This window comes from Rhizobium sp. AC27/96 (assembly GCF_001692325.1).
Classification (GTDB): Bacteria; Pseudomonadota; Alphaproteobacteria; order Rhizobiales; family Rhizobiaceae; genus Rhizobium.
The window spans coordinates 48,828-74,601 of the sequence record NZ_LXKN01000073.1 but is presented as its reverse complement, the minus strand read 5'-3'; the positions used below and the strand labels follow the sequence as shown (position 1 = coordinate 74,601).

19 protein-coding genes are annotated in these 25,774 nt (G+C 62.1%); 7 read left to right on the top strand and 12 right to left on the bottom strand.

Features of this window, described 5'->3' with window-relative positions:
* Positions 1-7 precede the first annotated feature (7 nt).
* Positions 8-2,431 (top strand): phenylalanine--tRNA ligase subunit beta, encoded by a 2,424-nt coding sequence (pheT, locus tag A6U86_RS32580; protein WP_068400723.1) that lies wholly within the window; start codon positions 8-10, stop codon positions 2,429-2,431.
* 255 nt (positions 2,432-2,686) lie between these two features.
* Here the strand turns inward: pheT and A6U86_RS32575 are convergent, their stop codons facing one another.
* The 4 genes from A6U86_RS32575 to A6U86_RS32560 form a co-directional block, all read right to left on the bottom strand.
* Complete coding sequence (locus A6U86_RS32575; RefSeq protein ID WP_068401155.1) at positions 2,687-3,046, bottom strand: nuclear transport factor 2 family protein; 360 nt, start codon at positions 3,044-3,046, stop codon at positions 2,687-2,689.
* Positions 3,047-3,138: 92 nt separating this feature from the next.
* The gene (pbpC, locus tag A6U86_RS32570; protein ID WP_068400721.1) at positions 3,139-5,226 is read right to left on the bottom strand and encodes a penicillin-binding protein 1C; all 2,088 of its coding nucleotides are present in this window, start codon (positions 5,224-5,226) and stop codon (positions 3,139-3,141) included.
* 8 nt (positions 5,227-5,234) lie between these two features.
* A complete protein-coding gene (locus A6U86_RS32565) occupies positions 5,235-10,754 on the bottom strand; it encodes an alpha-2-macroglobulin family protein (protein ID WP_068400718.1) in 5,520 nt (1,839 codons plus the stop codon).
* A 254-nt stretch (positions 10,755-11,008) separates the two neighbouring features.
* On the bottom strand, positions 11,009-12,004 hold the full coding sequence (locus tag A6U86_RS32560) for an aldo/keto reductase (protein ID WP_068400716.1): 996 nt from the start codon (positions 12,002-12,004) through the stop codon (positions 11,009-11,011).
* 131 nt (positions 12,005-12,135) lie between these two features.
* On the opposite strand from A6U86_RS32560, the gene A6U86_RS32555 reads away from it, so the two are divergent.
* Together A6U86_RS32555 and A6U86_RS32550 are read left to right on the top strand one after the other, a co-directional pair.
* Positions 12,136-13,029, top strand: coding sequence for a LysR family transcriptional regulator (locus A6U86_RS32555; RefSeq protein WP_068400714.1), 894 nt, complete (start codon positions 12,136-12,138; stop codon positions 13,027-13,029).
* Positions 13,030-13,144: 115 nt separating this feature from the next.
* Positions 13,145-13,762 carry a hypothetical protein gene (locus tag A6U86_RS32550; protein ID WP_068401151.1) on the top strand — a complete coding sequence of 206 codons (618 nt, stop codon included), beginning with the start codon at positions 13,145-13,147 and terminating at the stop codon, positions 13,760-13,762.
* Here A6U86_RS32550 and A6U86_RS32545 read toward each other — a convergent pair.
* The 4 genes from A6U86_RS32545 to A6U86_RS32530 form a co-directional block, all read right to left on the bottom strand.
* Complete coding sequence (locus A6U86_RS32545) at positions 13,752-14,195, bottom strand: GNAT family N-acetyltransferase (RefSeq protein WP_068400712.1); 444 nt, start codon at positions 14,193-14,195, stop codon at positions 13,752-13,754. The two genes, A6U86_RS32550 and A6U86_RS32545, sit on opposite strands and share 11 nt — an antisense overlap.
* A gap of 14 nt (positions 14,196-14,209) precedes the next feature.
* Entirely contained in the window at positions 14,210-15,160 is a 951-nt protein-coding gene (locus tag A6U86_RS32540; protein WP_068400709.1) for an aldo/keto reductase, read from the bottom strand.
* A gap of 106 nt (positions 15,161-15,266) precedes the next feature.
* On the bottom strand, positions 15,267-16,265 hold the full coding sequence (locus A6U86_RS32535) for a GlxA family transcriptional regulator (protein ID WP_068400706.1): 999 nt from the start codon (positions 16,263-16,265) through the stop codon (positions 15,267-15,269).
* Positions 16,262-16,828 carry an isochorismatase family protein gene (locus A6U86_RS32530; protein WP_068400703.1) on the bottom strand — a complete coding sequence of 189 codons (567 nt, stop codon included), beginning with the start codon at positions 16,826-16,828 and terminating at the stop codon, positions 16,262-16,264. Before A6U86_RS32530 ends, A6U86_RS32535 begins: the two co-directional genes overlap by 4 nt.
* Before the next feature lie 317 nt (positions 16,829-17,145).
* Between A6U86_RS32530 and A6U86_RS32525 the strand changes: the two genes are divergently transcribed.
* The gene (locus A6U86_RS32525; RefSeq protein WP_068400700.1) at positions 17,146-18,132 is read left to right on the top strand and encodes a Gfo/Idh/MocA family protein; all 987 of its coding nucleotides are present in this window, start codon (positions 17,146-17,148) and stop codon (positions 18,130-18,132) included.
* A gap of 9 nt (positions 18,133-18,141) precedes the next feature.
* Here A6U86_RS32525 and A6U86_RS32520 read toward each other — a convergent pair whose 3' ends face one another.
* Together A6U86_RS32520 and A6U86_RS32515 are read right to left on the bottom strand one after the other, a co-directional pair.
* Positions 18,142-18,528, bottom strand: coding sequence for a GtrA family protein (locus tag A6U86_RS32520; RefSeq protein ID WP_068400697.1), 387 nt, complete (start codon positions 18,526-18,528; stop codon positions 18,142-18,144).
* Positions 18,525-19,541: a glycosyltransferase gene (locus A6U86_RS32515; RefSeq protein ID WP_068400694.1), complete on the bottom strand. Its 1,017-nt coding sequence runs from the start codon at positions 19,539-19,541 to the stop codon at positions 18,525-18,527. Before A6U86_RS32515 ends, A6U86_RS32520 begins: the two co-directional genes overlap by 4 nt.
* A gap of 238 nt (positions 19,542-19,779) precedes the next feature.
* Here A6U86_RS32515 and A6U86_RS32510 point away from each other — a divergent pair, with 238 nt between their 5' ends.
* Entirely contained in the window at positions 19,780-21,615 is a 1,836-nt protein-coding gene (locus A6U86_RS32510; RefSeq protein WP_068400693.1) for a hypothetical protein, read from the top strand.
* A gap of 81 nt (positions 21,616-21,696) precedes the next feature.
* Here A6U86_RS32510 and A6U86_RS32505 read toward each other — a convergent pair whose 3' ends face one another.
* On the bottom strand, positions 21,697-21,927 hold the full coding sequence (locus A6U86_RS32505) for a homogentisate export protein (protein ID WP_068400691.1): 231 nt from the start codon (positions 21,925-21,927) through the stop codon (positions 21,697-21,699).
* A 239-nt stretch (positions 21,928-22,166) separates the two neighbouring features.
* On the opposite strand from A6U86_RS32505, the gene xseA reads away from it, so the two are divergent.
* Both xseA and A6U86_RS32495 read left to right on the top strand, forming a co-directional pair.
* A complete protein-coding gene (gene xseA, locus A6U86_RS32500; RefSeq protein ID WP_068400685.1) occupies positions 22,167-23,774 on the top strand; it encodes an exodeoxyribonuclease VII large subunit in 1,608 nt (535 codons plus the stop codon).
* Positions 23,774-24,364: an NAD(P)H-dependent oxidoreductase gene (locus tag A6U86_RS32495; RefSeq protein WP_068400682.1), complete on the top strand. Its 591-nt coding sequence runs from the start codon at positions 23,774-23,776 to the stop codon at positions 24,362-24,364. The genes xseA and A6U86_RS32495 overlap by 1 nt, the downstream gene beginning before the upstream one ends.
* A 76-nt stretch (positions 24,365-24,440) precedes the next feature.
* Here A6U86_RS32495 and A6U86_RS32490 read toward each other — a convergent pair whose 3' ends face one another.
* Complete coding sequence (locus A6U86_RS32490; protein WP_068400680.1) at positions 24,441-25,694, bottom strand: aminopeptidase; 1,254 nt, start codon at positions 25,692-25,694, stop codon at positions 24,441-24,443.
* Between the last annotated feature and the right edge of the window lie 80 nt (positions 25,695-25,774).

Below are 25,774 nucleotides of genomic sequence, written 5' to 3'. Positions count from 1 at the left end.
TGATCAGATGAAATTCACACTCTCCTGGCTGAAAGAGCATCTTGATACCGATGCCAAGCTCGACGAGATCTGCACACGCCTGACCCAGATCGGTCTGGAAGTGGAGGATGTCGACGACAAGGCGGCGTTCAAGCCCTTCGTCATCGCCAAGGTTCTGTCCGCCGAAAAGCATCCGCAGGCCGATCGCCTGAAGGTGTTGATGGTCGATATCGGCAGCGGTGCGCCCGTTCAGGTCGTCTGCGGTGCGCCGAATGCGCGCGCAGGCCTCGTCGGTGCCTTTGCGGCACCCGGCACCTATGTTCCCGGCATCGAGGTGACGCTGGCCGTCGGCAACATCCGTGGCGTCGAAAGCCGCGGCATGATGTGCTCGGAAAAGGAACTGGAAATTTCCGACAGCCACGACGGCATCATCGACTTGCCCGAAGATGCGCCTGTTGGTACCAGCTTTGCCGCCTATGCCGGCCTTGACGATGCGGTCATCGAGATCAACCTGACGCCGAACCGTCCAGATTGCACCAGCGTCTTTGGCATCGCCCGCGATCTCGCCGCCTCCGGCCTCGGCACGCTGAAATCGCCAGCGGCACCGTCCTTCGCCGTCGAAGGCGAGACGACGACCGAACTCAAGATCGATCTGGATGACACGCGTCTTTGCCCCGGCTTCGCGCTCCGCCTCGTGCGCGGCGTCAAGAACGGCCCGAGCCCGAAGTGGATGCAGCAGCGTCTGCTCGCCATCGGCCTTCGTCCGATCAGCGCGCTTGTCGACATCACCAATTACATGACCTTCGACCAGGGTCGGCCGATGCACGTCTTCGACGCTGCCAAGGTCAAGGGCAATCTGGTCGTGCGCCGCGCCGGGGACGGCGAGACCGTGCTGGCGCTGGACGAGCGCGAATACAAGCTCAACCCCAGCAATGTCGTCATCTCAGATGATAATGGCGTCGAGTCGATCGGCGGCATCATGGGCGGTGAACATTCCGGCTGCGACGAGAATACCAGGGATGTGCTGATCGAGTCGGCGCTGTGGGACCCGATGAACATCGCGAAAAGCGGCCGCGGCCTCGGTATCATCACCGATGCGCGCTACCGCTTCGAGCGCGGCGTCGATCCGGAATATATGGTTCCGGGCCTTGAGCGCACGACTGAGCTGGTGCTCGCCTGCTGCGGCGGCACCGCCGCCAAGGCCAAGGTCGAAGGCTACAAAGGCTACGAAGCCAAGGTCGTCGATTTCCCGCTGTCGGAAGTCAAGCGCCTGACCGGCCTTGAGGTTTCTGCCGATGAAAGCAAGGCCATCCTGACGAAGCTCGGCTTCTCGGTTTCCGGTTCAGGCGAGCGCATTTCGGTTGCCGTTCCCTCCTGGCGTCCGGATGTTGACGGCAAGGCCGATCTTGTCGAAGAAATCATGCGCATCCACGGCGTCGACAATATCAAGCCGCAGCCGCTGGCCAGCCACGCTGCCGTCAACGGCAAGATCCTGACGACGCTGCAGATCCGCACCCGCACCGCCAAGCGCGCGCTCGCATCGCGCGGCATGCTGGAAGCCGTCACCTGGTCCTTCATCGCCGAAGATCAGGCTAAGCTCTTCGGCGGCGGCTCCAACGCCTTGAAGCTTGCCAACCCGATCGCGGCCGATATGTCCGACATGCGTCCGTCGCTGCTGCCGGGCCTGCTTTCGGCTGTGCAACGCAATGCCGACAAGGGCTATGGCGACGTCGCGATCTTCGAAGTGTCCGGCACCTATGAGAACGACACGCCCGAAGGCCAGCGTCGCGTCGCAGGCGGTATCCGCCGTGGTACGGCAACGCTTGCCGGCGCCGGCCGCATGTGGTCGAACGCCGCCAAGGGCGGTGGCAAGCCGGTCGATGTCTTCGATGCCAAGGCCGATGCGCTGGCTGTTATCGAAGCCTGCGGTCTGCCGATGACCAATATCCAGATCGAGCAGGGTGGCCCCGCCTGGTATCACCCCGGCCGCTCCGGCACCATCAAGATGGGTCCGAAGGTCGTGCTCGGCTATTTCGGCGAATTCCATCCGAAGACGCTGGAAGCGCTCGACGTATCGGGCGCTCTCGCCGGCTTCGAAGTCTATGTCGACGCCATGCCAGAGCCGAAGAAGAAGGCGACCCGCACCAAGCCGGCGCTGGAGCTTTCCCCCTTCCAGGCCGTCAAGCGTGACTTCGCCTTCGTGGTCGACAAGTCGGTGGAAGCCGGTGCAGTCATCCGCGCTGCCGTCGGTGCCGACCGCAAGCTGGTAACCGGCGTCAACGTCTTCGACATCTTCGAGGGCGCATCGCTCGGCGAGGGCAAGAAGTCGATCGCCATCGAAGTGCAGATCCAGCCGGCCGAGCGCACGTTGACGGACGAGGATTTCGAGGCACTGACGCAGAAGATCGTCGCCAATGTGACGAAGACGACGGGTGGGGTGCTGCGCGGTTAATCTGCCGGCTGTTGAGTTTGCAGAGGGTGGGTTACCCCCTCTGTCACTGTCGTGACATCTCCCCCACAAGGGGGGAGATTGGTAACTCGCTGAACTCGCTTGCCTCTAGCAAATATCGAGTCCGCGGAAACTGCAGCTCGTTGTTTTATGGATAGGAAGCGGCAAACTCCCAATGATCTCCCCCCATGTGGGGGAGATGTCCCGGAAGGGACAGAGGGGGGTATCAGAGGTGCGGCATATCGAAAGCAACCGGTTCTACCGATGCAGATGATAGACCTTGTTCACCACACTCCACCGCCCGTCGATCTTCACCAGCGATAGATAGTCCGAAAAGCGCATCCCTGCGAATTCGTCGACGACCTTGACGCTGGCCGCATCGCCTTCGATGTCGATCAGCTCGATGTCCATCAGCGGTATGGTGCCGGGTGGAGCGCTGCCTTCCTCGACGATTGCCGAGATGAATTCATCCCGTGTCATCCATTCGACTGCGCCTTGATAATTGCCGATGATTTGGGCTCGTGGATGGAAAGCCTTTCGCAGCGCGGGCTCATTCGCGAATGCCATGCCATCGACATAGAGGTGAACAACCGCGCGGATTGCCTGCTCTTCCGACATCTCGCCATTCCTCATTTGAGTTGTGCCTAAGATAGCATGGACGCTGCCGGCTGACAAAAAGTCGGTCGTATACTCGCGATGATTTGACGCTTCTACTCGACGAAAACCCGCACGCTCGCAGCGCGTCCGGCCGCATCGATGACGGTGAGCGTCGAATATCCCGCACCGTCAGGCGTCCATTGATTGGTGCGGCGGCGAGACAGATCCGGCAGCGGCTTGCCATTGGCGAGCCAGCGGAACGGTGCACGCCCTCCCTGCAGTTTTAGCGCCAACGGTGTGATCTGGCTTGCACCGCCGCTGGCGCCGAGATCGACGCGCGCTCCTTCCGGTGGATAGACGATCTGCGGTGCAGGCTCGCGGTTCGAAGCCGCCAGCAACCCGGCGGCGGTCACGGAGAAGCGCCGCTGGCTGATCGGCAGCTCGGTCGCGGAAATGCGCACCGCACCCATGGGAGGCGGCGGGAAGGGTGTGATGGCCACGCCCGACTTGGCAAAGGCTTCGAACAGGATGGGAGCCGCCGAAACATAGCCCGCCAATCCGGGCACCGCGCCATTGTCAGGACGACCGACCCAGACGCCGAGCACATGCGCGCCGTCATAGCCGATCGACCATGCATCGCGATTGCCGTAGCTCGTGCCGGTCTTGTAGGCGATGCCGAGCTGCTTGCTGCCGCGCGGCGCGATAATATCGGAGAGAATGTCGGTGATGTTCCAGGCCGCGACCGGCTCCATCAGCGGTTCGCTGTCGATCGGACCCGGCTGGTCTTGAACGCCGTCGCCGATCCGCATCGGCTTGCCGCGATTGGCAAGCCCGGCATAGAGCTGCACGAGGTCTTTCAGCGTAATGCCGACACCGCCGAGGCCGATCGCCAGACCCGGGGCTTCGTTCGGCGGCAGCATCGGCTTCACCTCGGCGCGGCGGAAGCGCACCAGCAGCCGCGTCGGACCCACGGCGTCGAGCAGGCGCACGGCCGGGACGTTGAGCGACAGCTGCAGCGCCTGGCGCACGCTGACATCGCCCTGATAGCTCATGTCGAAATTGCGCGGACGGTAGCCATAGAAATCGGCCGGGCGATCCTCGATGATCGTCTCCTGCGCCACGTAGCCCTGCTCGAAAGCGAGACCATAGATGAAGGGTTTCAGCGTCGAGCCGGGAGAGCGCAATATGCGGGTCATGTCGATCCAGCCCGAGCGGCCGGAATCGAAGTAGTTGGCCGAGCCGACTTCGCCGATGATCTCACCGGTCTTGGCATCGGCCATCACCATGGCGACGGATACCTTCGGCCCAAGCCGCTTTGCGGCCGCATCGGCAACGGCTTCCAGCCCCTGCTGGACACTGCGCCGTAGCGTTGTTCGATGCTGGATGACGCCCGGTTGTTTCTTCAGCGCCAGTTCGGCCAGATGGGCCGCATAGGCAGGCAGCTGCCGGCGTCCGGCCGGTATGGGTGTGAGCGCGGCGCGTTCGGCTTCCCCCTCGCCGATGATGGCGGCGACGGCGGCGCGTTCCAGCACGCGGTGGCGGGCTGCTTGCGCGGTTGCGAAGTTGCGGTCGGGCCGCCGTTTCTCCGGTAGCTGGGGGAGCGCTACAAGCAAGGCTGACTGCGCCACGGAGAGGTGTCGCGGCTCCTTGCCGAAATAGGCAAGGCTTGCGGCCCGAACGCCCTCCAGATTGCCGCCATAGGGCGCGTGCGTCAGGTAGAGGTCGAGGATCTGCTCCTTGCTCAATCGCCGTTCGATCTGGATGGCGCGGACGACCTGCAGAAGCTTCGCCGTCATCGAACGCTGGCTGCGCGGCTCGATCAGGCGCGCCACCTGCATGGAAAGCGTGGAACCGCCGGAGACGATGCGGCCATGGGTGACGAGCTGGAGGAAGGCGCGGCCGATCGCCATCGGATCGACGCCGTGGTGGTCGTAGAAGCGGCGGTCCTCATAGGCGACCAGCATACGCAGATATTGCGGGTCGACGTCGGAAACCTCGGTCTTCAGCCGCCAGCGTCCCTCGGGCGTGGCGAACGCGCGCAGCAGGTCGCCATTGGCATCAAGTACTTCGGCGGAGACGACGCGGGCATTGTCCAGCGGCGGTGGATAGGCGCGGTCCGCGGCCTCAAGGCCGAAGACCAGCGCCACCGCCGTCAAGGCCGTGGCTCCAAAGCCAATCCCAATCTTCCATCGCGTCTTCATGACGGCTCTTACTTCTGTGCAGCCAGCACCTCCATGCGGCCCATCGCCGTGCGGGCGGAGAACTGCGGACGATACATGTCCTCGACGGTTGCAGCCGGATGATCATAGACGCCGGGGGTCACGGCGCGCACGACATAGGCGAAGGTCAGGTCACGGTCGGCACCGGCCGCCTGATCGAAGGCCGAGACGAAGCGGTCGCTGCGGAACTCGACATGAGCCGGCTGAATGTCGCTGAGAAAGTCGAAGTTCGACAGTTGAGCGCTGTTGACGATGCTCGGATTGTCGATCTCGAAGCCGGCTGGCAGCAGGTCGGTCACAAGCAGGCGTTGCGGCCAGTCATTGTCTTCGGTCACATGCAGCACGACGACGTAACGTTCGTTCTGCTGCGCCTGGGTGACATTCGCCTCCTCGCCGTCGAGCGTGTAGTACTTGCGCTCGATCTTGAAGCCGTTGCCGCCGGCCGGCAGCGGAGCAACCGGAGCCGCGACCGTGGTCACGGCCGCAGACAGCGGCTGGCGCGTCGTGTTGGTGACGGTCAGCGGATGGCCTGTCAGGGCGTCACCGGTCATCTGCGCCATATAGGTGCCGGTGTGGGCGGCGCCGTTGACGTCGAGCGTCAGCCCGTCATCGCCGTTCTGCAGCGCGCGGGCTGCCAGCAGCATCCAGGTCTGCTCCTGGGTGCTGGTATATTTCTTCGTCTGCCAATCCTTGGCGACGACGCTTGCCAGATCCGGAATGATCGGCGGGACCGGACGGCTTTCGGCGGCAAGCGCCAGCACCGCGGCACCATCTCGAAGCGACGAACCATAGTCGGAGCGGACGAAACTGACCTTCGTGGCCACCGCCTTCTGCGACATCTGCAGAGCATCGATGAAGATGTTGCGCGAGCGCTGCGCGTCCCCGTAGAGCGCCAGAGCCGCAGCCAGATGTGCCTTGGAGAGCGGCGTCTGGAAGTCGTTCAGCATCGTGTCGGCATAGTAGCGCAGGTCGCTGATCGACGCCTTCTTGTTGCGCGCCAGCACGTAGAGCGCATAGGCGATCTCGTTGCCATTGTCCTTGACATTGGTATTGGCGCTCAGCGAGTTCTGGAGGTTTTCCAGCGCCTGCACCATCGCCTGGTCCGGCACGGTATACTTCTGCTCGCGGGCGCGGGTCAGGAAATCGGTCACGTAGGAGTCCAGCCAGAGATCGCCGGAGCCGGGAGCCCAGAGGCCAAAGCTGCCCGTCGAAGATTGGTAGGACAGTTCGCGATAGATGGCGTCCTGTACGCGCTTGCGGATTTCGTCATCGTCGGCAAGGCCGTTCTTGACCGCCATGTCGCTGAAATAGAGGAGCGGCAAGGCGCCGCTCGCGGTCTGTTCGGCGCAGCCATAGGGATAGCGGCTGAGGCTCATCAGCAGGCCCGGCACGTCGAAGGCACTGGAGCGGCTGACATTGACGCTGACCGAGGCACCGGGCAGCACGCTGTCGGCGAGAAGATCGGCATTGACGGTCAGGCTCTTGCCGGGGGCAAGCGCGATGACCCGCTGTTCGGTGACCGGCAGCTGCGCCGGGCGAACGGGGATATCGACCGATTGATCGAGCGATAGTCCCGAAGCATTCGAGAGCTTGATCGCGACCGTGCCGGCACCGGGTTGTCCGCCCGTCAGCGGCAGGGTGATGTTGTATTTGCCGCCGGCCTCCAGCTTGATCGTCTGCTGCGTGGCGCTCGCGTCCACAGTCACGGCGCTGTTGCCGGTGACGGCAAGCGTATAGTCGCCGGCAGGGGCATCGGTGTTGGCGACGTCGAGCCGCAGATTGGCCTTGTCTCCGGGGGCGAGGAACTTCGGCAGGCTGGCGGTGACGACGACCGGGTCGCGGATGATCACGTCCTGGGTCGCATGCCCGACGCCAGCCTTCGACCAGGCAACGGCCATAAGGCGTGCCGTGCCGTTGAACTGCGGAATGTCGAAGCTGACATTCGCCTTGCCGCTGGCATCCAGCTTGACCGGGCCGGAGAAGAAGGCGACCAGCTTTTCCGTCGGCGGGCTTGCCTGCAAGGCTGCCTGTCCGCCGTCGCCGCCGGTGCGCAGCTTGCCCGTCGCGCCGAGCGAGCCGTCGATCAGGCGACCGTAGATGTCGCGGATTTCGAGGCCGAGCTGGCGTTGGCCATAGTACCAGTCATCCGGTGCCGGCGGCTGGTAGCGCGTCAGGTTGAGGATGCCGACATCGACGGCGGCAACCGTGACATAGGCGTCTTCATTGGCGCCCGCGCCGGAAACCTGCACGCCGATGCTCAAAGGCTGGCGGGGCAAGGTCTTCTGTGGTGCATCGAGCGCGATCTGCAGCTTGCGCTCACCGGGATCGACCGGCGCCCATTTGATGCCGATGGCGCGCATCGGCATGCGGCTTTCCTGGGCATCGCCGGGCCGGAACAGGGTGGCGGTCAGATAGGTGCCGGCTCCCCAATCGGCTGTCACTGGAATATCGACCTCGCCGCCGGTGGCACCGATATCGGCATTGTTGACCGAGATCAGCGTCTCGGCGCCGGCCGCCACCATCAACTGGCCGGCATAGCGCGAGGTCACCTTCAGCTTGGCGGTATCGCCGATCTTGTAGCTCTGCTTGTCGAGTGCGATTTCAAGCGCATCAGGCGTTTCCGTGGAGGTGGAGGCGACATACCAGCCGGCGTTGAATTCGACGCTCGATTCCGGGCCGCTCGCATCGGCGCTCGAAACTTCCAGCCGGTAGCGGCCCCAGGTGATGGGCACGGAAATCGTTCCGCCATCGGTCGTGGCGTTGACTGTGCCGACAGCCACCTGCTTGGTGGACATGATCGGTTCGTATTTCCAGCCATTGCCGGAGCGATACCATTGATAGTCGCGCTGGACGCTGAGCAGCTTCCACGTCAGGCCTTGCATGGCCTGCTTCTGGCCATTCGCGTCGACGCCGATAACATGGAAGTTGCCGACGGAGTTTTCGCCGAGATCACCGTCGAATTGCGGCTTGATGCCGATGCGCGGGCCATCTGATTTGACCGGCAGCGTCAGCGAGCGCTCGACGGCGCGGCCGCCGGCTTCCTGCATGCGCACGGTGATGTTGGCGTTCAGAAGCTGCGTGGTCGAAGGAATATCGTTGATGGTGACGTCGAAGGTGGTCTTGCCGTTTTCGTCGAGCGCCTGCAGGTCTTCGAGCGGCACTTGGGTGCTCTCGGCCTTGCTGTCACCGCTGCTGCTGTCGTTGTCGCCGTCACTATTGTCCTTGCCGGCGCCTTCGTCGGCCAGACCGAACTGATAGCCCTTGTAAGCATCGCTCTGCCGGGTTGGCTTCAGCGTCACTTCGCCCGCAAGGCTAAGGCCGGCTGCCGGCGCGCCATAGAGGTAGCGCCCGTCGACATTGACAGGTGTCGGCTGGCCGACTTCGATCTGCTTGGCGTCGCTCTTCATGTCGAATTCGATGCGGTCGGGCACGAAGTCGTCGACGAGGAAGGTCTGCGAGCCGATCGAGGCGCCCTTCGGGTCGGTGTAGATATTCATCGTCCAGGTGCCGCGCATCGAGGTCTGCTGCAGCGGCATGTCGACAGTGTAGCCGCCGAGCTTGCCGCCATCGGTGACGATGCGGCGGTCCTCGACGCCATCCGGGCGCAGGAAGACGAAGGTGAGTGGCAGGCTTTCGACCGCCGTCGAGCTGACGTCGCGGGCAAGGGCCGAGGCATGCACCGTCTCGCCGGCGCGGTAGATGCCCCGCTCGGTCCAGGTCAGCAGGTCGATCGCGCCGGGCGCGGTCCGGCCGGCAACGCCGCGGTCGGATAGATCGAAGCCGGCGCGCGTCATGTCGAGGAAGACATAATCCTGGTCGCCGTTCTGAGCGGTGATGACCGCCGGCGTCATGCCCGCCGTACCGCGCATCAGGCCGGCGCTGAACACGGCGCGGCCATTGTCGTCGGTCTTGGCGGTGCCGAGGACTTCATTGTTCTTCGCAAGCAGCTGCAGCTGCACGCCGGCGAGCGGCTTGGCACTGGCGAGCGAGCGGGCAAAGACATTGAGCCCGTCCGTGCCGGCATAGGTGGTGACGCCGATATCCGACACCACGAACCATTGCGTTGCCTGCGGATCCCATTCCTGGCCGCCACTATTGGGGGCAACGGCCGTCAGCACATAGACGCCGGGCTTGCGCTTCGGCAGCGCTTCATCGACCGGGAAGCTGGTCGCGACGTCCTTGTTGAGCTCCTGCTGGATGTCGATCGAGCCCTGCCAGACCAGTTCACCATTGGTGTCCTGGATGGTCTGGGCGCTGTAGCTGTCCATCTGCGTCAGGAACTGTGAGTTGTTGAGGAGCTGCGCAATATTGCGATCGCCGATGCGATAGAGCTTGAGATTGGCCGTGGTCGCATTGACCGAGACGATCGGAATGCCGCGCCGCGCCGTGGAGGGCAGCACGAAATTGTCGCCGGTGAAGCGCAGCGAAGCCGTGCGGTCCTTGACGTAGACATCGACATTGACCTGCGCCGGAAGGTTTTCACCGACCGAGGAGGGGAGACCGGCGCGGAGCGAAACGCGGTAGTGCTGGCCGAATTCCAGGCCTTCGACGCAGATCTGGTTGTCCTTGGCATCGATGCCCTTCGGTGCTGCGCCATTGACGGTGACGAAAGGCGTATAGTCGACGCCGCTCTTCACCAGCTTTTCGGAGAACTGCACGCAGGCGCGCGGTGAGGCATTGTCGTTGTCCAGCGTGTTGCCGGAAACGCGGAAGCCCTGGCGGGCACGCAGATCGTCATAGGCGGCCTGGACTGCGGCTGAACTGACGAGATTGAGGCTTGCCTTGTAGGCGTTGAGCGCCGGGCGATAGTTCTGCGCGTTCTTCAGCGATTCAGCGAGAACGGCAAGCGCGTCGGCGCGGCTGTTCGTCGTGCGGGTCAGCTGGTAGCCGTTGAGCGCCGCATAGGCGGCTTTGGTGCCAACGGCGGTATCGTTGGTAACCGTGTTGGCGGCTCGCGCCATCTCGATCCACAGATCGCCATTGTCGGGGCTGAGCGACAGGGCGCCCTGGAATGCGTTCAAGGCATTCTCGACATTGCCGGACGTCAGTTCGATGCGGCCGAGTGCGATCAGGCTTTCGACGCCTTGGCCCTTCAACTCGTCGCCGAGCGTCAGCGTGCTTTTCGCATCGCGCGCGCTTTGAACGAAGTCATCGGACAGGAAGGGGAGAGCTGGTGCCGCGCCGATATCGGGCTCGTTGGCCGCCGCAGTCTCGACAATCTTGCCGGCGACGGCGCCAGGGAAACTGTTGAGCTGGTTGAAGTCGGACTTCATGAAGCACCACTTCACCTTGGGATTGTAGGTGAAGGCCTTGCAGGACTTGTCGCCGATACAGGACGCGGAGCACTGGTCCAGCGTCACGTTCTGCTCCGTGCGCAGATCGAAGCCGAAGTAATCGCCGTCCTTGGTGGTGACCACCTGGCGCTTGACATCTGCTGCTGCCAAGGGGCTCAGGGATGCGAAAGTGGCGAGAAGAAAAGCGGAGAAGCCGATAAACGCGCGCTTAGACATAAGTCCTCCCAACGCTGCCCGTTTTGATTGGCGGCAATCTTCAAATTTCGGACCCGTTTGTCAACCGAGCGTCGAGCTCTGGCATGCGCTTTGCGCCCATGACGATTTGTCTAGGAAGTTGAAAGAGGCTGTAAATCAGGCGATTCGCATGTTCTTGCGGTCGCTGGTGAGGCTTCACTTTTATTTTCAGCCCCAAAATGACACCGGCCGTGATGGCCGGTGTCTCTGTCTGGGCAGGAGAGGCGGTCAATTCGTCATATATTCGTCATGGCGAGAGACGCATCGCTGTAGCGCTTGCCGGCGACGCTTTCGAGCGGGATGATTGCGCCAAGCTCTTCCACCTCGCGCGGCGAAAGCACGATATCGGCGGCGGCGGCGTTCTGCTCGATATGGTGCAGTTTGCGGGCGCCGGGGATCGGGACGATGTCGTCGCCCTGGTGGAGTACCCATGCGAGCGCCAGTTGTGCCGCCGTGACGCCCTTTTCTTTGGCAAGCGTTTCGAGCCTGGCGACCAGCGCCGCATTGGCGTCGAAATTATCGCCCTGGAAGCGTGGCAGGTTGCGGCGGAAATCGTCGTCGGCCAAGTCGTCCACCTTGCGGATCGCGCCCGTCAGGAAGCCGCGGCCGAGCGGGCTGTAGGGCACGAAACCGATGCCGAGTTCGCGGCAAGTGGCGAGCACCTCTTCCTCCGGATCGCGGCTCCAGAGTGAATATTCGCTCTGCACGGCAGCGATCGGATGCACCGCATGGGCGCGGCGGATGGTGGCGGCACTGGCTTCCGAGAGACCCAGCGCCCGCACCTTGCCCTCTTTCACCAGCTCCGCCATGGCACCGACCGTATCTTCGATCGGCACGTTCGGATCGACGCGATGCTGGTAGAAGAGGTCGATGACATCGGTGTTAAGCCGCTTCAGGGAGGCCTCGGCGACGTCCCTGACATGCTCCGGACGGCTGTCGACGCCGATCATGGCGGCAAGACCGGTTTTTGTGTGGTCGAGCTTGAAACCGAACTTCGTGGCGATGACCACGCGGTCGCGAACAGGCTTCAATGCCTGACCAAGCAGCTCCTCATTGGTGAAGGGGCCGTAGGTTTCGGCGGTGTCGAAAAAAGTGACACCGAGCTCGACGGCACGATGAAGCGCTTTGACGGATTCGTTGTCGTCAGTCGCTCCATAGGCGAAGCTCATGCCCATGCAGCCGAGCCCGACGGCGGAAACGGTGAGATCCTTGCCAAGCTTGCGGGTTTTCATAATCGCGTTCCTTTTGAACCTTGTTGGATCGGTGGCGGGCCTCAAGGCCGGCCGACGGGTTCAAACTAAGTCTCGGCATAATGAATGAAAATCCATGCAAATTCTCACGGCCTGTTCTATAATTTAGATCAATGAACAGGACCCAGCTCTCTCAATTGGCGGTGTTTGCCGCCGTGGCCGCCCATCGCAGCTTCCGTGCTGCCGGCAAGGAATTGTCGATCGCGCCGTCGGCGGTCAGCCATGCCGTCTCCAGCCTCGAGGCAAGCCTCGGCGTGCGGCTGCTGGCGCGCACCACCCGCAGCGTGCTGCCGACGGAGGAGGGCGAGGCGCTGCTGCAGCGGCTGGCGCCGGCGCTGGAAGAGATCGATATCGCGCTGGAGGATACGCTTGCCACCCGCGGCCGCCCGGCCGGCACTCTGCGCATCACCGCCCCGCGCTTTGCCTCGGACTTGCTGATGGCGCCACGGCTCGGCGATTTCCTCAACACCTATCCGGACATTACCTTGGAGATCGCCAACGAGGATGGCTTCAGCGATATCGTCAAGGAGGGCTTCGATGCTGGCATCCGGCTTGAGGAGAGCATCGAGGGCGACATGATCGCGGTAAAGGTCTCGCCTGATATCCGCACCGTGATCGCCGGTTCTCCCGCCTACTTCGCGAAAAATCCGAAGCCGCTCCATCCGCGCGATCTCGTGCATCACCGCTGCATCAAGCGGCGCTTCACCGATGGTTCGATCTATCGCTGGGAGTTCGAGAAGGACGGCCGTGAGCTGATCGTCGCCATCGACGGTCCCTTGATCGTCATCGAGGACCGGCTTGCGGTCCTGGCGGCGCTGAATGGTGCGGGCCTGTCCTATCTGTTCGACATACGCGTGAAGCAGGAACTGGAGGACGGCAGCCTGATCCGCGTGCTGGAGGATTGGTGCCCGCCCTATCCCGGCTTCTGCATCTATTATCCGAGCCGCCGCCAGATGCGCCCGGCACTTAGAGCCTTCATCGATTTCTTCAAATATACCGGCCCCTAGCGGGAGGCGTCGCCACCGATCCGCCCAATGACCGACACTGCTGACAGAAATCGGGTGGCTTCCATGCGATATCTGGTCTGCATTGGTCGGATGGACGGAAGAAGGAGTTGAGACGATGAGAAAACCGGGGTCGATGAAGGGCTTGGAGGAGCTCGGCCGCGTCAGGCTGTCGAAGAATTTCTTCTTCCGCGATTTCCTGCATTCGGAAATTGCTGATTTCTATCGCATTCCCAATATTCCCGAAGACCCCGATCTGGCGATCGAGTCGGGCCGAAGACTGTGCGAGGAATTGCTGGAACCATTGGAGGCGACATTTAGCCGGCTACATATCCGTTCAGGCTACCGCTCGCCCGAGGTGAATGCCTTCGGCAACAAGAACGGGCTGAATTGCTCGACCAATCCTCATACCGCCGCCCATCACATCTGGGACATGCGCGATCTCGATGGCTGCATGGGCGCCGCCGTCTGCATCGTCGTGCCCTGGCTGATCGACCATCAGAGCCAGGAGGGCGATTGGCAGAAACTCGCCTGGTGGATCCATGATCACCTGCCTTACGCTTCGCTGTGCTTCTTTCCGAAACTATGGGCCTTCAACATCCAGTGGCACGAGCGGCCGATGCGGAGCATCCAGAGCTTTGTCAGCCCGCGCGGCATGCTGACCAAGCGGGGCATGGCGAACTGGGAGGGCGATCATTCCGCTCTCTATGAGGGCTTTCCGAAGCTCAGATATTAACGCGGTAGCGGATATGGCCGTCGCTCTTGACGTAGGTGTCGTAGAGCTTGCGGGCGGTCGCGTTGGTCTCGTCCGTATGCCAATAGAGGCGCGCCCAGCCGTTTTTCTTACAAAGGTCGACGAGATCGTCCAGCAGTGCCCGGCCGACGCCGTGGCCCCTGGCGCTTTCGTCGACGAACAGGTCTTCCAGATAGCAGTCCGGCGCGCGTGTCCATGTGCCTTCATGTGTCAGGCAGAGCGTGAAGCCTTTCACCTCGCTGTCGACTTCGGCGACCCGCATGAAGATGGTCGACGCCGGATCGAAGACCCGGCGCCAGGTCGCATCGGTGATGTCAGGCGCGATGGTGACGCCGTAAAAGGCCAGATATCCGTCCCAGAGCTTGCGCCAGCGCGCTTCGTCTTCGGGTCTGGCATCTCGGATCGTCACGGTCATCGGTCTGCCTCGGTTTATTCGCCGGCTTTGTCGAGCAGGCGCATGGCTTCATCGGAAAGCGAAAGCTTCGCCGAGTTGATTATCGCGTCGAGTTGGCCAAGGCTAGTGGCGCTGGCGATCGGTGCGGTGACGCCGCGCTTGCGCAGCAGCCAGGCGAGCGCGACCTCGGCTGGCTTCGAGCCGGTTTCGGCGGAAACCGTGTCGAGCGCCGCGAGAATGCGCAGACCCTTGTCGTCGAGATAGGCCGAGACGCGGTTTTCGCGAGCGCGGCCTTCCGTATCTGCCTTGGTGCGATATTTGCCGGTCAGGAAGCCGGCCGCAAGGCTGAAATAGGTGATTACACCGATATCTTCCTTGACGCAGAGATCCGCCAGCGGGCCTTCGAAGCTGGCGCGCGCATAGAGATTATATTCCGGCTGCAGCACGTCGTAGCGCGGCAGGCCGGCCTTGGCGGCGGCATCGAGCGATGCCTGCAACTGCGTCGCATCAAGGTTCGAGCAGCCGACATGGCGGATCTTGCCCTGTTCCTTCAGCTTGGCATAGGCGGCGAGCGATTCCTCATGCGGTGTCTCGGAATCCGGCCAGTGCGACAGATAGAGATCGATATGATCGGTCTGCAGCCGCCTGAGCGAGGCTTCGACGGCTTCGAGGATGTAGTTTGCCTTCAGCCCCTTCTTGCCAGGGCCCATCTCCGAACCGACCTTGGTGATGATGATGGCCTTGTCGCGGGCGATGCGGCCCTGCTTCAGCCATTTGCCGATGATCTCTTCGGAATCGCCGCCCTTGTTGCCGGGAACCCAGCTCGAATAGACATCGGCCGTGTCTATCGTATTGAAACCGGCGTCAAAGAAGGCGTCGAGCAATGCGTAGGAAGTCTTCTCATCGGCAGTCCAGCCGAAGACATTGCCGCCGAAAACGATGGGGGCGACCAAAAGATCGGTTCGTCCAAGCTTGCGCAGGTCCATGATATCTCTCCAAATCACGTGAGCAGGAAGCCGGCGTCAGAGGCGCCGGACGGAAGGGACAAGGCAGGCTATCGGCCTTTGCCGGTAAAGGCCACTAACGATTTCTTTATTCCGGCGTCGCGCGCCGATAGTGGCTTGGCGGCAGCGTATTGTATTTCGACCAGACGCGGCGCATGTGCCTTGGAGAAGCGAAGCCGGATTTTTCCGCCACGCGCTCCATGTCGAGCCGCGAATTGGCGAGCACATCCCGCGCCAGCGTCACGCGCATAAGATTGACATAGGCGGTCACCGACAGGCCGGCATGCTCCTGGAACAGGCGTGAAATATGCCGTGCGCTCATGGCTCCGATACCGGCAAGCTCGGCGAGCGACCAGCTGTGAGCGGGATCGGCCATGATCGCATCCTGAACGCGGTGGATGGCGGGATGCACATGGTTTCTGCCGCTGAGCCAGGGCGAAAGCTGCGGCTCGGCACCGGTGCGCCTGATGTAGACGACCATATGGCGGGCGATCGTCAAGGCGGTCATCGGCGAGGTCAGCTTGGAGGCGAGGTGCAGCATCAGGTCGGTGCCCGTCGTGATGCCGGCGCTGGAATAGCGTTCCCGATCTTCCACATAGAGCCGGTTGTCGAGCACGCGCGCAGTCGGGGCATGGTGCCGGACCTCGTCGAGGCAGGCGGAGTGAGTAGTGCAGGCATAGCCGTCCATCAGACCGGCACGGGCCGCGATCACCGCGCCGGAGCAGATGGTGACGAGGGTGATGCCGGGACGGATGACGCCCGCCAGCCAGCGCGCCAGCGTATCGGTTTCGGGCTCGACGTCCTCGGCATCGTCAGGCGGCGTGACGCTGCCGGATATGATGACATAGGCACCATCCGGAATGTGATCCGGCAGGGGCTCGAGATTGGCGAGCGTCAACCCGACCGAGGTCGTTTGCGACGGCTGGGCAGCGATGAAACGATAATCGAACAGGACATCGTCCTGTTCAATATTGGCGCGGCGCAGCACCTCCACCGGCCCGGCGACATCCATCAGCAGCGTATAGGGCGGCAAAAGGACGTAGACGGGAATGATCCGGCGTTGGAAGTGCTTGTCGCTATGGCTCATGCGGCACTCCGGATCGGGGCACCGGCAAGCGCTTCCTCGACCGTCGCGATGCGGGCGAAACGGCCTGACAGCACCAGCTCGCTGCGCTTCTTGATATCGTCGACGCTGAAGACCGTGCCCGAAGCATGCGTCATCGGGAAGGTCAGCGTCGCCTCGGTCACGTAGTCGACATCGTAGCCGAGATCGGATGCATGCCGCGTCGTCGTCTCGCAGCATTGCTCCGTGCGAATGCCCGAGACGATTACTTTGCGGATGCCGTTCGCCACCAGCCAGACATCCAGCCCGGAGCCGACGAGGGCCGAATGGCGAGCTTTGTGGAATACCGCATCGGCCTCCAGCGAGATTTCATCGAGCTTGCGCACATAGCCGCTCTCCAGGCTGAAATGCGGATCGTCGTCGACATGGAATATCTGCACAACGGGGATGCCCTTGGCCTTGGCACCATCGATCAGCGCCTGCAGGCGGTTGGTGAAGGTGGGCAGGTCGTCTGCCCGCCAGTAGGGACGCTGGCGAAACGATTCCTGCGCATCGATGACGAGCAATGCGGTGTCGGAATGGGACATTTTCGTATCTCCTGTGATTGAAGGATAGCCGAAATTAATCGCCAGTCAAAAGGTACGAAAGCCACCTATCAGACAGAAAGGGGACAGATCCGGACACGCCTTGATGCCATTCGGGGGGATGTCTTTGAGCAATCGCTTCCCCAAGCCGTTGCGCCGTCTGCACCGGCCGAATAAGGTTGCAGTCGATTTCGTCTGGAGCGGAATGGCCTCGTTTCGCTCTCCATCCACCGTATTGACAAGGGATCCCGCTGGAAGGCCGTGTCGCGACCATCGCTGTGCGGCCGTTCGCCTCGGGACAATGCTTCGGGAGAAAGATCATGCTGCGTTTCGGAATTCTATCGACGGCAAAAATCGGTCGCGACCTGGTGGTGCCGGCCATTCAGGACGCGGAAAATTGCGTCGTCACGGCAATCGCCAGCCGTGATCTCGATCGTGCCCGGCAGATGGCCGACCGCTTCTCCGTGCCACACGCCTTCGGTTCCTACGAGGAAATGCTCGCCTCCGATACCATCGATGCCGTCTACATTCCGCTGCCCACTTCACAGCATGTCGAGTGGACGATCAAGGCCGCCGACGCCGGCAAGCATGTGCTCTGCGAAAAGCCGATCGCGCTCAAGGCGGATGAAATCGACAGCCTGATTGCTGCCCGCGACCGCAACAAGGTGCTGGTGACCGAGGCTTACATGGTCACCTATGCGCCGGTGTGGCGGAAGGTCCGTTCGCTGCTGGCCGATGGCGCCATCGGTCGCCTGCGCCATATCCAGGGAGCCTTCACCTATTTCAACCGCGATGCCGGCAACATGCGCAATATCCCGTCGCTTGGCGGCGGTGGTCTGCCTGATATCGGCGTCTACCCGACGATCAGCGCCCGTTTCGTCACCGGTCGCGAGCCGCTGCGCATCCAGGCGGTGACCGAGCGTGACCCGGAATTCGGCACCGACATCTATTCCAGCGTCAAGGCCGATTTCGGCGATTTTGAAATGACCTTCTACATCTCGACGCAGATGGCCAATCGCCAGGTCATGGTCTTCCACGGCACGGAAGGCTTCATCGAGGTGAAGTCGCCCTTCAACGCCGATCGCTATGGCGCAGAGGAGCTGGAACTGACCAATCGCGGCCATTCGGAATCGACGATTTTCCGGTTCCCCGACAGCCGCCAGTACAAGCGCGAGGCGGAAGCCTTTGCGTCGGCGGCGCTGGGTGAAGGTGCGGAGATCGTGTCTCTTGAAAGCTCGAAGCTCAATCAGAAGGTCATCGACGCCATCTATCGCGCCAGTGAGAAGGATGGCTGGGAAACCGTCTGAGCTGGCGTCTCAGGGATTTTGCCGGTGGCGGAAGACGAAGCGTGAATAGCCGAAAAAGCTGAACGCCGTCGCCGCCGCCGAGCCGAGCGTCAGTGCAATGATCGGCCGCAGCGATGGCTCGGTCATTAAGAGCGAGCTGAACAGGGCATAGTTCAGTACCGCTGACGTCAGACCGACCGAACCATAACGGAAGCCTTCGGCCGCCAGCGAGCGGTCGGAGCGACCGAAGGTGAATTTGCGGTTGAGGATCCATGTGGCGAGCAGCGCGCTCGGTATCGAGAGTGCCCGTCCGACAAAAGGACCGACGGGCGTATACCAAAGCAGCAGGTGCAATACGCCGGCATCGACCACGAAGCCGACACTACCAGCGAGCAGGAAGCGAAAGAGCTTCTTCATGCGGCCTTGGGCCTTTTCTTGCGGCCGCTTGCCGGCTTTTCGATTTCCACCATGGAGATTGTCCGTCTGTCGCCGATTTCGCCGGATGCCGGCCTGGCCAGACTCATATAGTGAATGCGCAGCTGCTCCGCACGGGCGCGGGCGACGGAATCCAGGATCAGGCCTGCCGTGAACAGCATGAAGGAAATCATCATCAGTGCCATGGAGAGCACCCAGGTCGGCATGCGCAATACGAGACCGGTCTCGAAATATTCGATGAGAACCGGGATAGAGAAGCCGATGCTCAGCTCCATGGAAATGGCGCCCAGAATGCCGAAGAAGGCGAAGGGTCTGGTTTCCTTCATCAGCATCGCGAACATCCAGAGGATCTTCCAGCCGTCACGGAAGGTGGAGAGCTTCGAATGCGAGCCTTCCGGCCGCCGGCCGTAGTCGAGTTCCAGCTCGCTGACGGGCAGCTTCAGCCGCGAGGCATGCACGGACATTTCCGTCTCGATCTCAAACCCACCGGACACCGCCGGGAAGCTTTTGACGAAGCGGCGCGAGAAGGCGCGATAGCCGGAAAAGATGTCGGTGAAATCCGCACCGAATATGGTGCGGTAGAGCCAGTTGAAGATGCGGTTGCCGAAGGCATGGCCCTGGCGTCCGGCGTCGTTGTGGACATTGCGCCGTGTGCCGACCACCATGTCGGAGCCTTCGGTCAGCAGCGTGCGGATCAGCTCTTCGGCATCTTCGGGCGCATAGGTGCCATCGCCATCGGCCATGAGGTAGATGTCGGCATCGATGTCCGCAAACATGCGCCGCACCACATGGCCCTTGCCCTGGCGGCGTTCACGCACCACGGTTGCGCCGGCAAGCATGGCGTGCAGCGCCGTGCCGTCGGTGGAATTATTGTCGTAGACATAGATGCTGGCCTGCGGGAGCGCCTGACGAAAGCCGCGAACGACATCGCCGATCGTGGCGGCTTCATTATAGCAGGGCAGAAGAACAGCGATGTTCAGCTTCTCATTCCACATGGTCTTGGCCGGTTCCTACGCGTGATATCAAGTCGAGGCCTGATGGACGATCCGGACGAGAGCTTATCCCGTTGGCTGTTAATAAGACGCTATGCTTGCGAAGAAAAAATGGCGTGAAATCGCCCCGGCGAAAAACATTGTCGTGAAGAATAGCGCCATCGCCATCAGCTTTACTTTTTTTTGATGGGCAGGCGTTAGCGTGCTCTCCAAACATCCTTCGAATACAGGATTTATCTACATGGTGGAGACGTTGGCGATGTCGTCTGAAGCAGTTCCGGCGGCAAGGAAAGCCTCGTCGCGCTGGTCGCATCCCATCCTTGTGCCGCTGATCTACGGCATTCTCCTCATCGTCGCGCAGCTCGTCATTCATCGTCATCTCGCCGACTATGTCGGTCCCGATAATGATGACGCCATGCGTCTGGTCGAAGTCCGGGATTTCCTCGCCGGTCAGGGCTGGTTCGACATGATGCAATACCGTCTTGGCCTTGATGGCGGAACGCTGATGCATTGGTCGCGCTTTATCGATCTGCCGATCGCGGGCCTCATTGTCTTCTTTCGGATGTTCTTCTCGCCGGAAGGCGCCGAGGCCGCAGCGCTGACTGTCTGGCCATTGATACTTATCCTGCCGCTGATGTTCTTCATGAGCCTGACGGGCCGCCGCATCGCAGGCGTCGAAGGCATGCATTTTTCGCTCATCCTGACGACGTTTTTCATCTTGCTCTCGCCGCGTTTCGTGCCGGGCTCCATCGATCACGACAATGTCCAGCTCGGCCTTGTCGCCCTTACCGTCGCCATGCTGGCCGATGAAAACTACAGGCCCCGCAGCTTCGCCATCGCGGCCGTCGCCCTCGCGATCCAGCTCGGCATTGGTGCGGAGACCACACCCTTCGTGGCTGTCGCTTGCATGGCAGTCGCCTGTTTATGGGCTTGGGATGGTGAAGCATTTGCGCCGGCCGCCAAGGCCTTCGCGCTGACGATGACGCTTGCCGTCGGCGGCGCATTCTTCTCGCTGGTCCCACCACGCCTTTATTCGATGGTCACCTGCGACAATCTCTCGCTTGGCTTCTATAGCATTGTCAGCGTCGGCTGTGTCGGCCTCCTCCTGGCCGCCCTTTTCGCCAGCCAACTGTCCCGAATTGGGCGTATGATGGCGCTGGCAGCCATCGGTGCGGCGGTCTTCGCCACGGTATTGGCAATCGCGCCGCAATGCCTGCGCAACCCGCTTGCCGATCTCGATCCGATGCTGGTGGATCTTTGGCTGAGCAAGGTGACGGAGGCGCAGTCGATCTTTTCGGTCTTCCGCACGCAGCCCGATACTTTCGCCGCGTTCTACGCGACCGGTTTTCTTGCGATGATTGTCTGCTCGTTCCGCATGCTGCGTGGCGACAGGGTTCGCTTGCATGCGGTGCTGATGGCCTTGATTGCCGTCAACTGGGCGATCACGCTGGTGCAGGTCCGTGGCGCGGAGTTTTCCAATCTGCTGGCCATTCCGCCGTTGGCACTGCTGCTGGCGGAGCTGCGCCGGATATCGGCGGCCGATAGCGAAGATGTGGGAGCAGCCTTCTTCTATGTGGTTACGGCATTGATGTCAGTGCCGGTTGTGTGGGCTGTCGGCGGTACGCTTGCTCACAAAGGCGTCGTCAACAGCTTCAGCGTCGCCGCTCCGGCCAAGGCAGAAGAGACGGCGGATTGCGCGTCGCGAGAAGCGCTGGCGCCGATTGCGGGTCTTCAACCCGGGGTCATAGCCGCCGCATCGAATATGGGAGCGCCGCTCCTGCGCTTCACGCCGCATCGCACCCTCTCCGGCCCTTATCACCGCGATCCGGATGGGATGCTGGCCGAGCTGCATATCGGCCTTGCAAAGCCCGTGGAGGCGGAAGCGCTTCTGCGTGAGGCGCATGTGACGCTGGTCGGCTTCTGCAAGGGCGATCCGCAGGTGGAGCTGTTGTCCGAGCGGAACCCTCAGGGCCTCTATGCCCAGCTCAGTGCCGGCCGCGTGCCGACCTATCTGGAGCCCATTCCCGCATCGACGAAATCGGATGTGCAGTTCTTCTATTTCAAGCCGCAGGAGTGATGCCCAGCACTTTCGGGAAAGTGCGCAGCGGTTTGCCGTCCGGAGTTGCTTGGGAATAATGGCCTCGGGTGCCGGCGCGATCTAGGCGCGGCGGCCGTGTTCCGTGCTGTCGATGGCAACGAGATAGCCGATGAAGCCGAGATTGTAGCCGCCCAAGGCGATAAACAAGGTCGTCAGCGGTGGCGGGACGAGGGACAGGACGACGGCTGCCATGAAGGCGATGCTCAACAGCGCCACGCCGAGCATTGCAGCAATCGTCGAGCGCTGCAGGCCGGCGGCAATTCCGATGATCGTGGCGGTCACGAATATCATCGATCCATATCCTCTTTACCAAGAACCAGTTTGCACAGGTTTACGCGTGGATGGCTAAGAAAGGCTTTGTCGACAGGGTTAACGTTTGCTGAAGCGCTACTGTTCCGCGCGTCTCATGAGAACGCGCGAAGGATGCAGCAGCCTCTAAATCTGCGCATAATCGCTGGTTTCAAACGATTCCGATTGAAGGGGTTATGCGCTAGGCTCCGCATTTCCGGCAACATCGGTTAGAAAAAGTCATGAGCAGCTTTTTTGAGAATGATTCGCCGTCGAACCTGACGGAATATTCCGTCTCGGAATTGTCCGGGTCGATCAAGCGCACGGTTGAGACTGCGTTCGACCAGGTGCGCGTGCGCGGCGAAATCTCCGGCTATCGCGGACCGCATTCCTCTGGTCATGCCTATTTCTCGCTGAAGGACGACAGGTCCCGCATCGATGCGGTGATCTGGAAAGGCACATTTTCCAAGCTGAAGTTCCGTCCCGAGGAAGGGATGGAGGTCATCGCCACGGGCAAGGTGACAACCTTCCCCGGCTCCTCGAAATATCAGATCGTCATCGAGACGCTGGAGCCGGCCGGCGCCGGCGCGCTGATGGCGCTCCTGGAGGAACGTAAGCGCAAGCTTGGTGCCGAAGGTCTTTTCGATCCCGAGCGCAAGCGCCGGCTTCCCTTCATGCCAAAGGTGATCGGCGTCGTCACTTCGCCGACCGGCGCCGTCATCCGCGATATCCTGCACCGTATCTCCGATCGTTTTCCCGTGCATGTGCTGGTCTGGCCAGTGAAGGTACAGGGCGAGGGCTCCGGCGATGAAGTGGCAAATGCCATTCGCGGCTTCAATGAATTCGCTGTGGATGGTCCGATCCCGCGCCCGGACGTGCTGATCGTCGCGCGCGGCGGCGGCAGCCTGGAGGACCTCTGGAGTTTCAATGACGAGGCTGTCGTCCGTGCCGCTGCCGCAAGCGAGATCCCGCTGATCTCGGCAGTCGGTCATGAGACCGACTGGACGTTGATCGACTATGCCGCCGACGTGCGCGCGCCGACGCCGACGGGCGCGGCCGAAATGGCTGTGCCGGTGAAGGCCGAACTGGAAGCCCAGCTCGCCAGTCTCTCTGCCCGCCTGCAGGGCGGAGTCAGCAGGCAGATGGACCAGCGGCGCCAATCGGTGCGGGCGCTGCTGCGTGCGCTGCCTTCGCTTGACCAGATCCTCGCCTTGCCGCGCCGCCGCTTCGATGAGGCCGCCGCAGGCCTCGGCCGTGGTCTGGAACTGAATACGTTGAACAAGCGCCGCTCCTTTGAGCGCATGGCCTCGCAGCTGCGGCCGGATATCCTGTCGAACCGCATCGCCGAGCGGCGTCAGCAGCTCAACGAGCGCATGACGCGGGCCGAACGCACCATCGAGCGCATGATCGATCGTTCCCGCGCCCGCATAGACCGCGCGGACGCCGTCTTCGCCACGCTGCCGTCGCGCCTGGAGGCGCAGACCGGCCGCGCTCGTGATCGTCTGGGCAATCTCACCCGCCAGGCCGATACGGCAATCCGCCATCAGCTCACTCGCGCCCGCAGCGAACTTGTCGCGCAGGAGCGCATCCTGCAGTCGCTCTCCTACAAGAATGTCCTGAAGCGCGGCTATGCCGTGGTGCGAGATGAGGATGACCGGCCGGTTTCCCTTGCTGCCGCGCTTAACGCGGGTGCCGCGATCTCGATCGAATTTGCCGACGGCCGCATTGGTGCGGTCACGGGCGATGATGCCGCAACACCATCGCCAGCCGGTGGTGCACCGTCGCCGAAAAAGCGCAGCACAAAGCCGGCTGAAGGAGCTGCTCCGCCAAAACAGGGAAGCCTGTTCTGATGCGTATTCTGCTGGTTCTTGCTCATCCGTTGGAAGATAGCTTTGCCGCGTCAGTGGCAAAGCTTGCAGAGGAGACACTCGCTGCCGGAGGACATCAGGTCGATCTGCTCGATCTCTACCGCGAGGGCTTTGATCCGCGCCTCTCCGAAGCCGAGCGGCGCGGCTATTTCGACCAGCCCTATGACACGTCTGATGTCGACGATATCGTCACGCGGCTGCGGGCGGCCGAGGGGCTGATACTGGTCTTTCCGCAATGGTGGTTCAATTTCCCGGCCATTCTCAAGGGCTTCTTCGACCGCGCCTTTGCGCCCGGTGTCGCCTTCACCCACGATGCCGCCGGCGGCCGCATCGTGCCGAAGCTCACCAACATCCGCCTGTTCTGGGCACTGACCACGACGGGTTCGCCCTGGTGGATCGTGCATCTTTACATGGGCAATCCGGTGCGGCGCTTGCTGAAGCGCGGTATCGCCGCCTTCTGCGCCAAGCGGCTCAATTTCCGCATGCTGGCGCTCCACGACATGGACCGCGTCACCGATACCGCCCGCAAGGCGCATCTCGCCCGCATCAGGAAAGCGCTGGCGACGATCTGATGTCGCGGTTTCCGTCAAGAAATTTGCCGCGGTAGGGGATACCGCGGCACGATCGCATTCGAATGCCCGGGCCTCCTCAGGCCCATTCGCCCTTGCGCAAAACAGGGACGCGCGAACCATCCGGCTTGATGCCGTCGACATCGACCTTGTCGGAGCCGATCATCCAGTCGATATGGATCAGGCTGGAGTTGCCGCCCTGCGCCTTGATCTGTTCCTGGGAAAGCGACGCTCCGTCGAGGAAGCACTTCGAATAGCACTGGCCAAGCGCAATGTGGCAGGAGGCGTTTTCGTCGAACAGCGTGTTGTAGAACAGGATGCCGCTTGCCGAGATCGGCGAGGAATGCGGCACCAGCGCCACTTCGCCGAGCCGGCGCGCGCCTTCATCGGTGTCGAGCACCTTGTTCAGCACTTCCTCGCCACGCGTCGCCTTGGCCTCGACGATCCGGCCGCCTTCGAAGCGCACCTGGATATTGTCGATCAGCGTGCCCTGATGCGAGAGCGGCTTGGTCGATGAAACATGGCCCTCGACGCGCAGCGCATGCGGCGTGGTGAACACTTCTTCCGTCGGGATGTTCGGATTGCAGGTGATGCCATTCTTGGCCGTCGAGGCACCGCCATGCCATTCATGACCATCGGCAAGGCCGACCTTCAGGTCGGTGCCCGGACCCTGGAAATGCAGGGTGGCGAAGCGTTGGCCATTCATCCATGTCGAGCGCTTGCGCAGATTGGCATTGTGCTCGGCCCAGGCGGCAATCGGATCTTCAACATCGACGCGCGAGGCGGAGAAGATCGCCTTGGCGAGCTTGGCGACGGCGATCGCTTCCGGATCGTTCGGGAAAACCAGCTTCGCCCAGGAGGGGTTCGGATAGGAAACGATGTTCCAGTTGATGTCGAAATTCGAGATCTTTTCCAGTGCCGGCTTGTAAGCCGCCGAATTGGCGCGATTGGCACGGGCTACCTTGGCCGGGTCCTGATTGGAGAGCAGCATCGGGTTGTCACCGGCAATCGCAAGCCGCGCGGTGTTGTTGGAGAAAGCCTTGGCCATGCCCTCGTAAAGCCAGTTAGCGGCACGATCGAAGCTGGCATCATGACCATATTCGTAGCGGGCAAGCGTCGTCTCTTCATCCGCATAGAAGGTGGAGACGAGACCTGCGCCGACCTTGTAGGCCTCGCGCGAGATCAGGCGCACCAGCGGCATCGCCGCGACCGGCGCGGTGATCAGCAGGTCCTGACCAGACTGCAGCTGCAACCCGACCTTGACGGCCACCTCCGCAAGCTTCTCCAGCTTGGCGTGATCGACGGGATGATGGTTCTGGGAGGCTGATGTCATGGTGGGACCTGCTTGGCTGATATCGAACGATGGTCTGAAGACTTAGACCGCTTTGCGGCGAAATTGAAGGCGGTTTGTCA

Excerpts from the sequence above, each read along its gene's own strand:
- A6U86_RS32565 (WP_068400718.1), bottom strand. The coding sequence starts at position 10,754 with ATGTCTAAGCGCGCGTTTATCGGCTTCTCCGCTTTTCTTCTCGCCACT.
- A6U86_RS32490 (WP_068400680.1), bottom strand. The coding sequence starts at position 25,694 with ATGACATCAGCCTCCCAGAACCATCATCCCGTCGATCACGCCAAGCTG.
- A6U86_RS32535 (WP_068400706.1), bottom strand. The coding sequence starts at position 16,265 with ATGAGCCATAGCGACAAGCACTTCCAACGCCGGATCATTCCCGTCTAC.
- A6U86_RS32515 (WP_068400694.1), bottom strand. The coding sequence starts at position 19,541 with ATGTGGAATGAGAAGCTGAACATCGCTGTTCTTCTGCCCTGCTATAAT.
- xseA (WP_068400685.1), top strand. The coding sequence starts at position 22,167 with ATGAGCAGCTTTTTTGAGAATGATTCGCCGTCGAACCTGACGGAATAT.
- A6U86_RS32525 (WP_068400700.1), top strand. The coding sequence starts at position 17,146 with ATGCTGCGTTTCGGAATTCTATCGACGGCAAAAATCGGTCGCGACCTG.
- A6U86_RS32550 (WP_068401151.1), top strand. The coding sequence starts at position 13,145 with ATGAGAAAACCGGGGTCGATGAAGGGCTTGGAGGAGCTCGGCCGCGTC.
- A6U86_RS32530 (WP_068400703.1), bottom strand. The coding sequence starts at position 16,828 with ATGTCCCATTCCGACACCGCATTGCTCGTCATCGATGCGCAGGAATCG.
- A6U86_RS32555 (WP_068400714.1), top strand. The coding sequence starts at position 12,136 with ATGAACAGGACCCAGCTCTCTCAATTGGCGGTGTTTGCCGCCGTGGCC.
- A6U86_RS32540 (WP_068400709.1), bottom strand. The coding sequence starts at position 15,160 with ATGGACCTGCGCAAGCTTGGACGAACCGATCTTTTGGTCGCCCCCATC.
- pheT (WP_068400723.1), top strand. The coding sequence starts at position 8 with ATGAAATTCACACTCTCCTGGCTGAAAGAGCATCTTGATACCGATGCC.
- A6U86_RS32575 (WP_068401155.1), bottom strand. The coding sequence starts at position 3,046 with ATGTCGGAAGAGCAGGCAATCCGCGCGGTTGTTCACCTCTATGTCGAT.
- A6U86_RS32495 (WP_068400682.1), top strand. The coding sequence starts at position 23,774 with ATGCGTATTCTGCTGGTTCTTGCTCATCCGTTGGAAGATAGCTTTGCC.
- A6U86_RS32520 (WP_068400697.1), bottom strand. The coding sequence starts at position 18,528 with ATGAAGAAGCTCTTTCGCTTCCTGCTCGCTGGTAGTGTCGGCTTCGTG.
- A6U86_RS32560 (WP_068400716.1), bottom strand. The coding sequence starts at position 12,004 with ATGAAAACCCGCAAGCTTGGCAAGGATCTCACCGTTTCCGCCGTCGGG.
- A6U86_RS32510 (WP_068400693.1), top strand. The coding sequence starts at position 19,780 with ATGGTGGAGACGTTGGCGATGTCGTCTGAAGCAGTTCCGGCGGCAAGG.
- A6U86_RS32505 (WP_068400691.1), bottom strand. The coding sequence starts at position 21,927 with ATGATATTCGTGACCGCCACGATCATCGGAATTGCCGCCGGCCTGCAG.
- A6U86_RS32545 (WP_068400712.1), bottom strand. The coding sequence starts at position 14,195 with ATGACCGTGACGATCCGAGATGCCAGACCCGAAGACGAAGCGCGCTGG.
- pbpC (WP_068400721.1), bottom strand. The coding sequence starts at position 5,226 with ATGAAGACGCGATGGAAGATTGGGATTGGCTTTGGAGCCACGGCCTTG.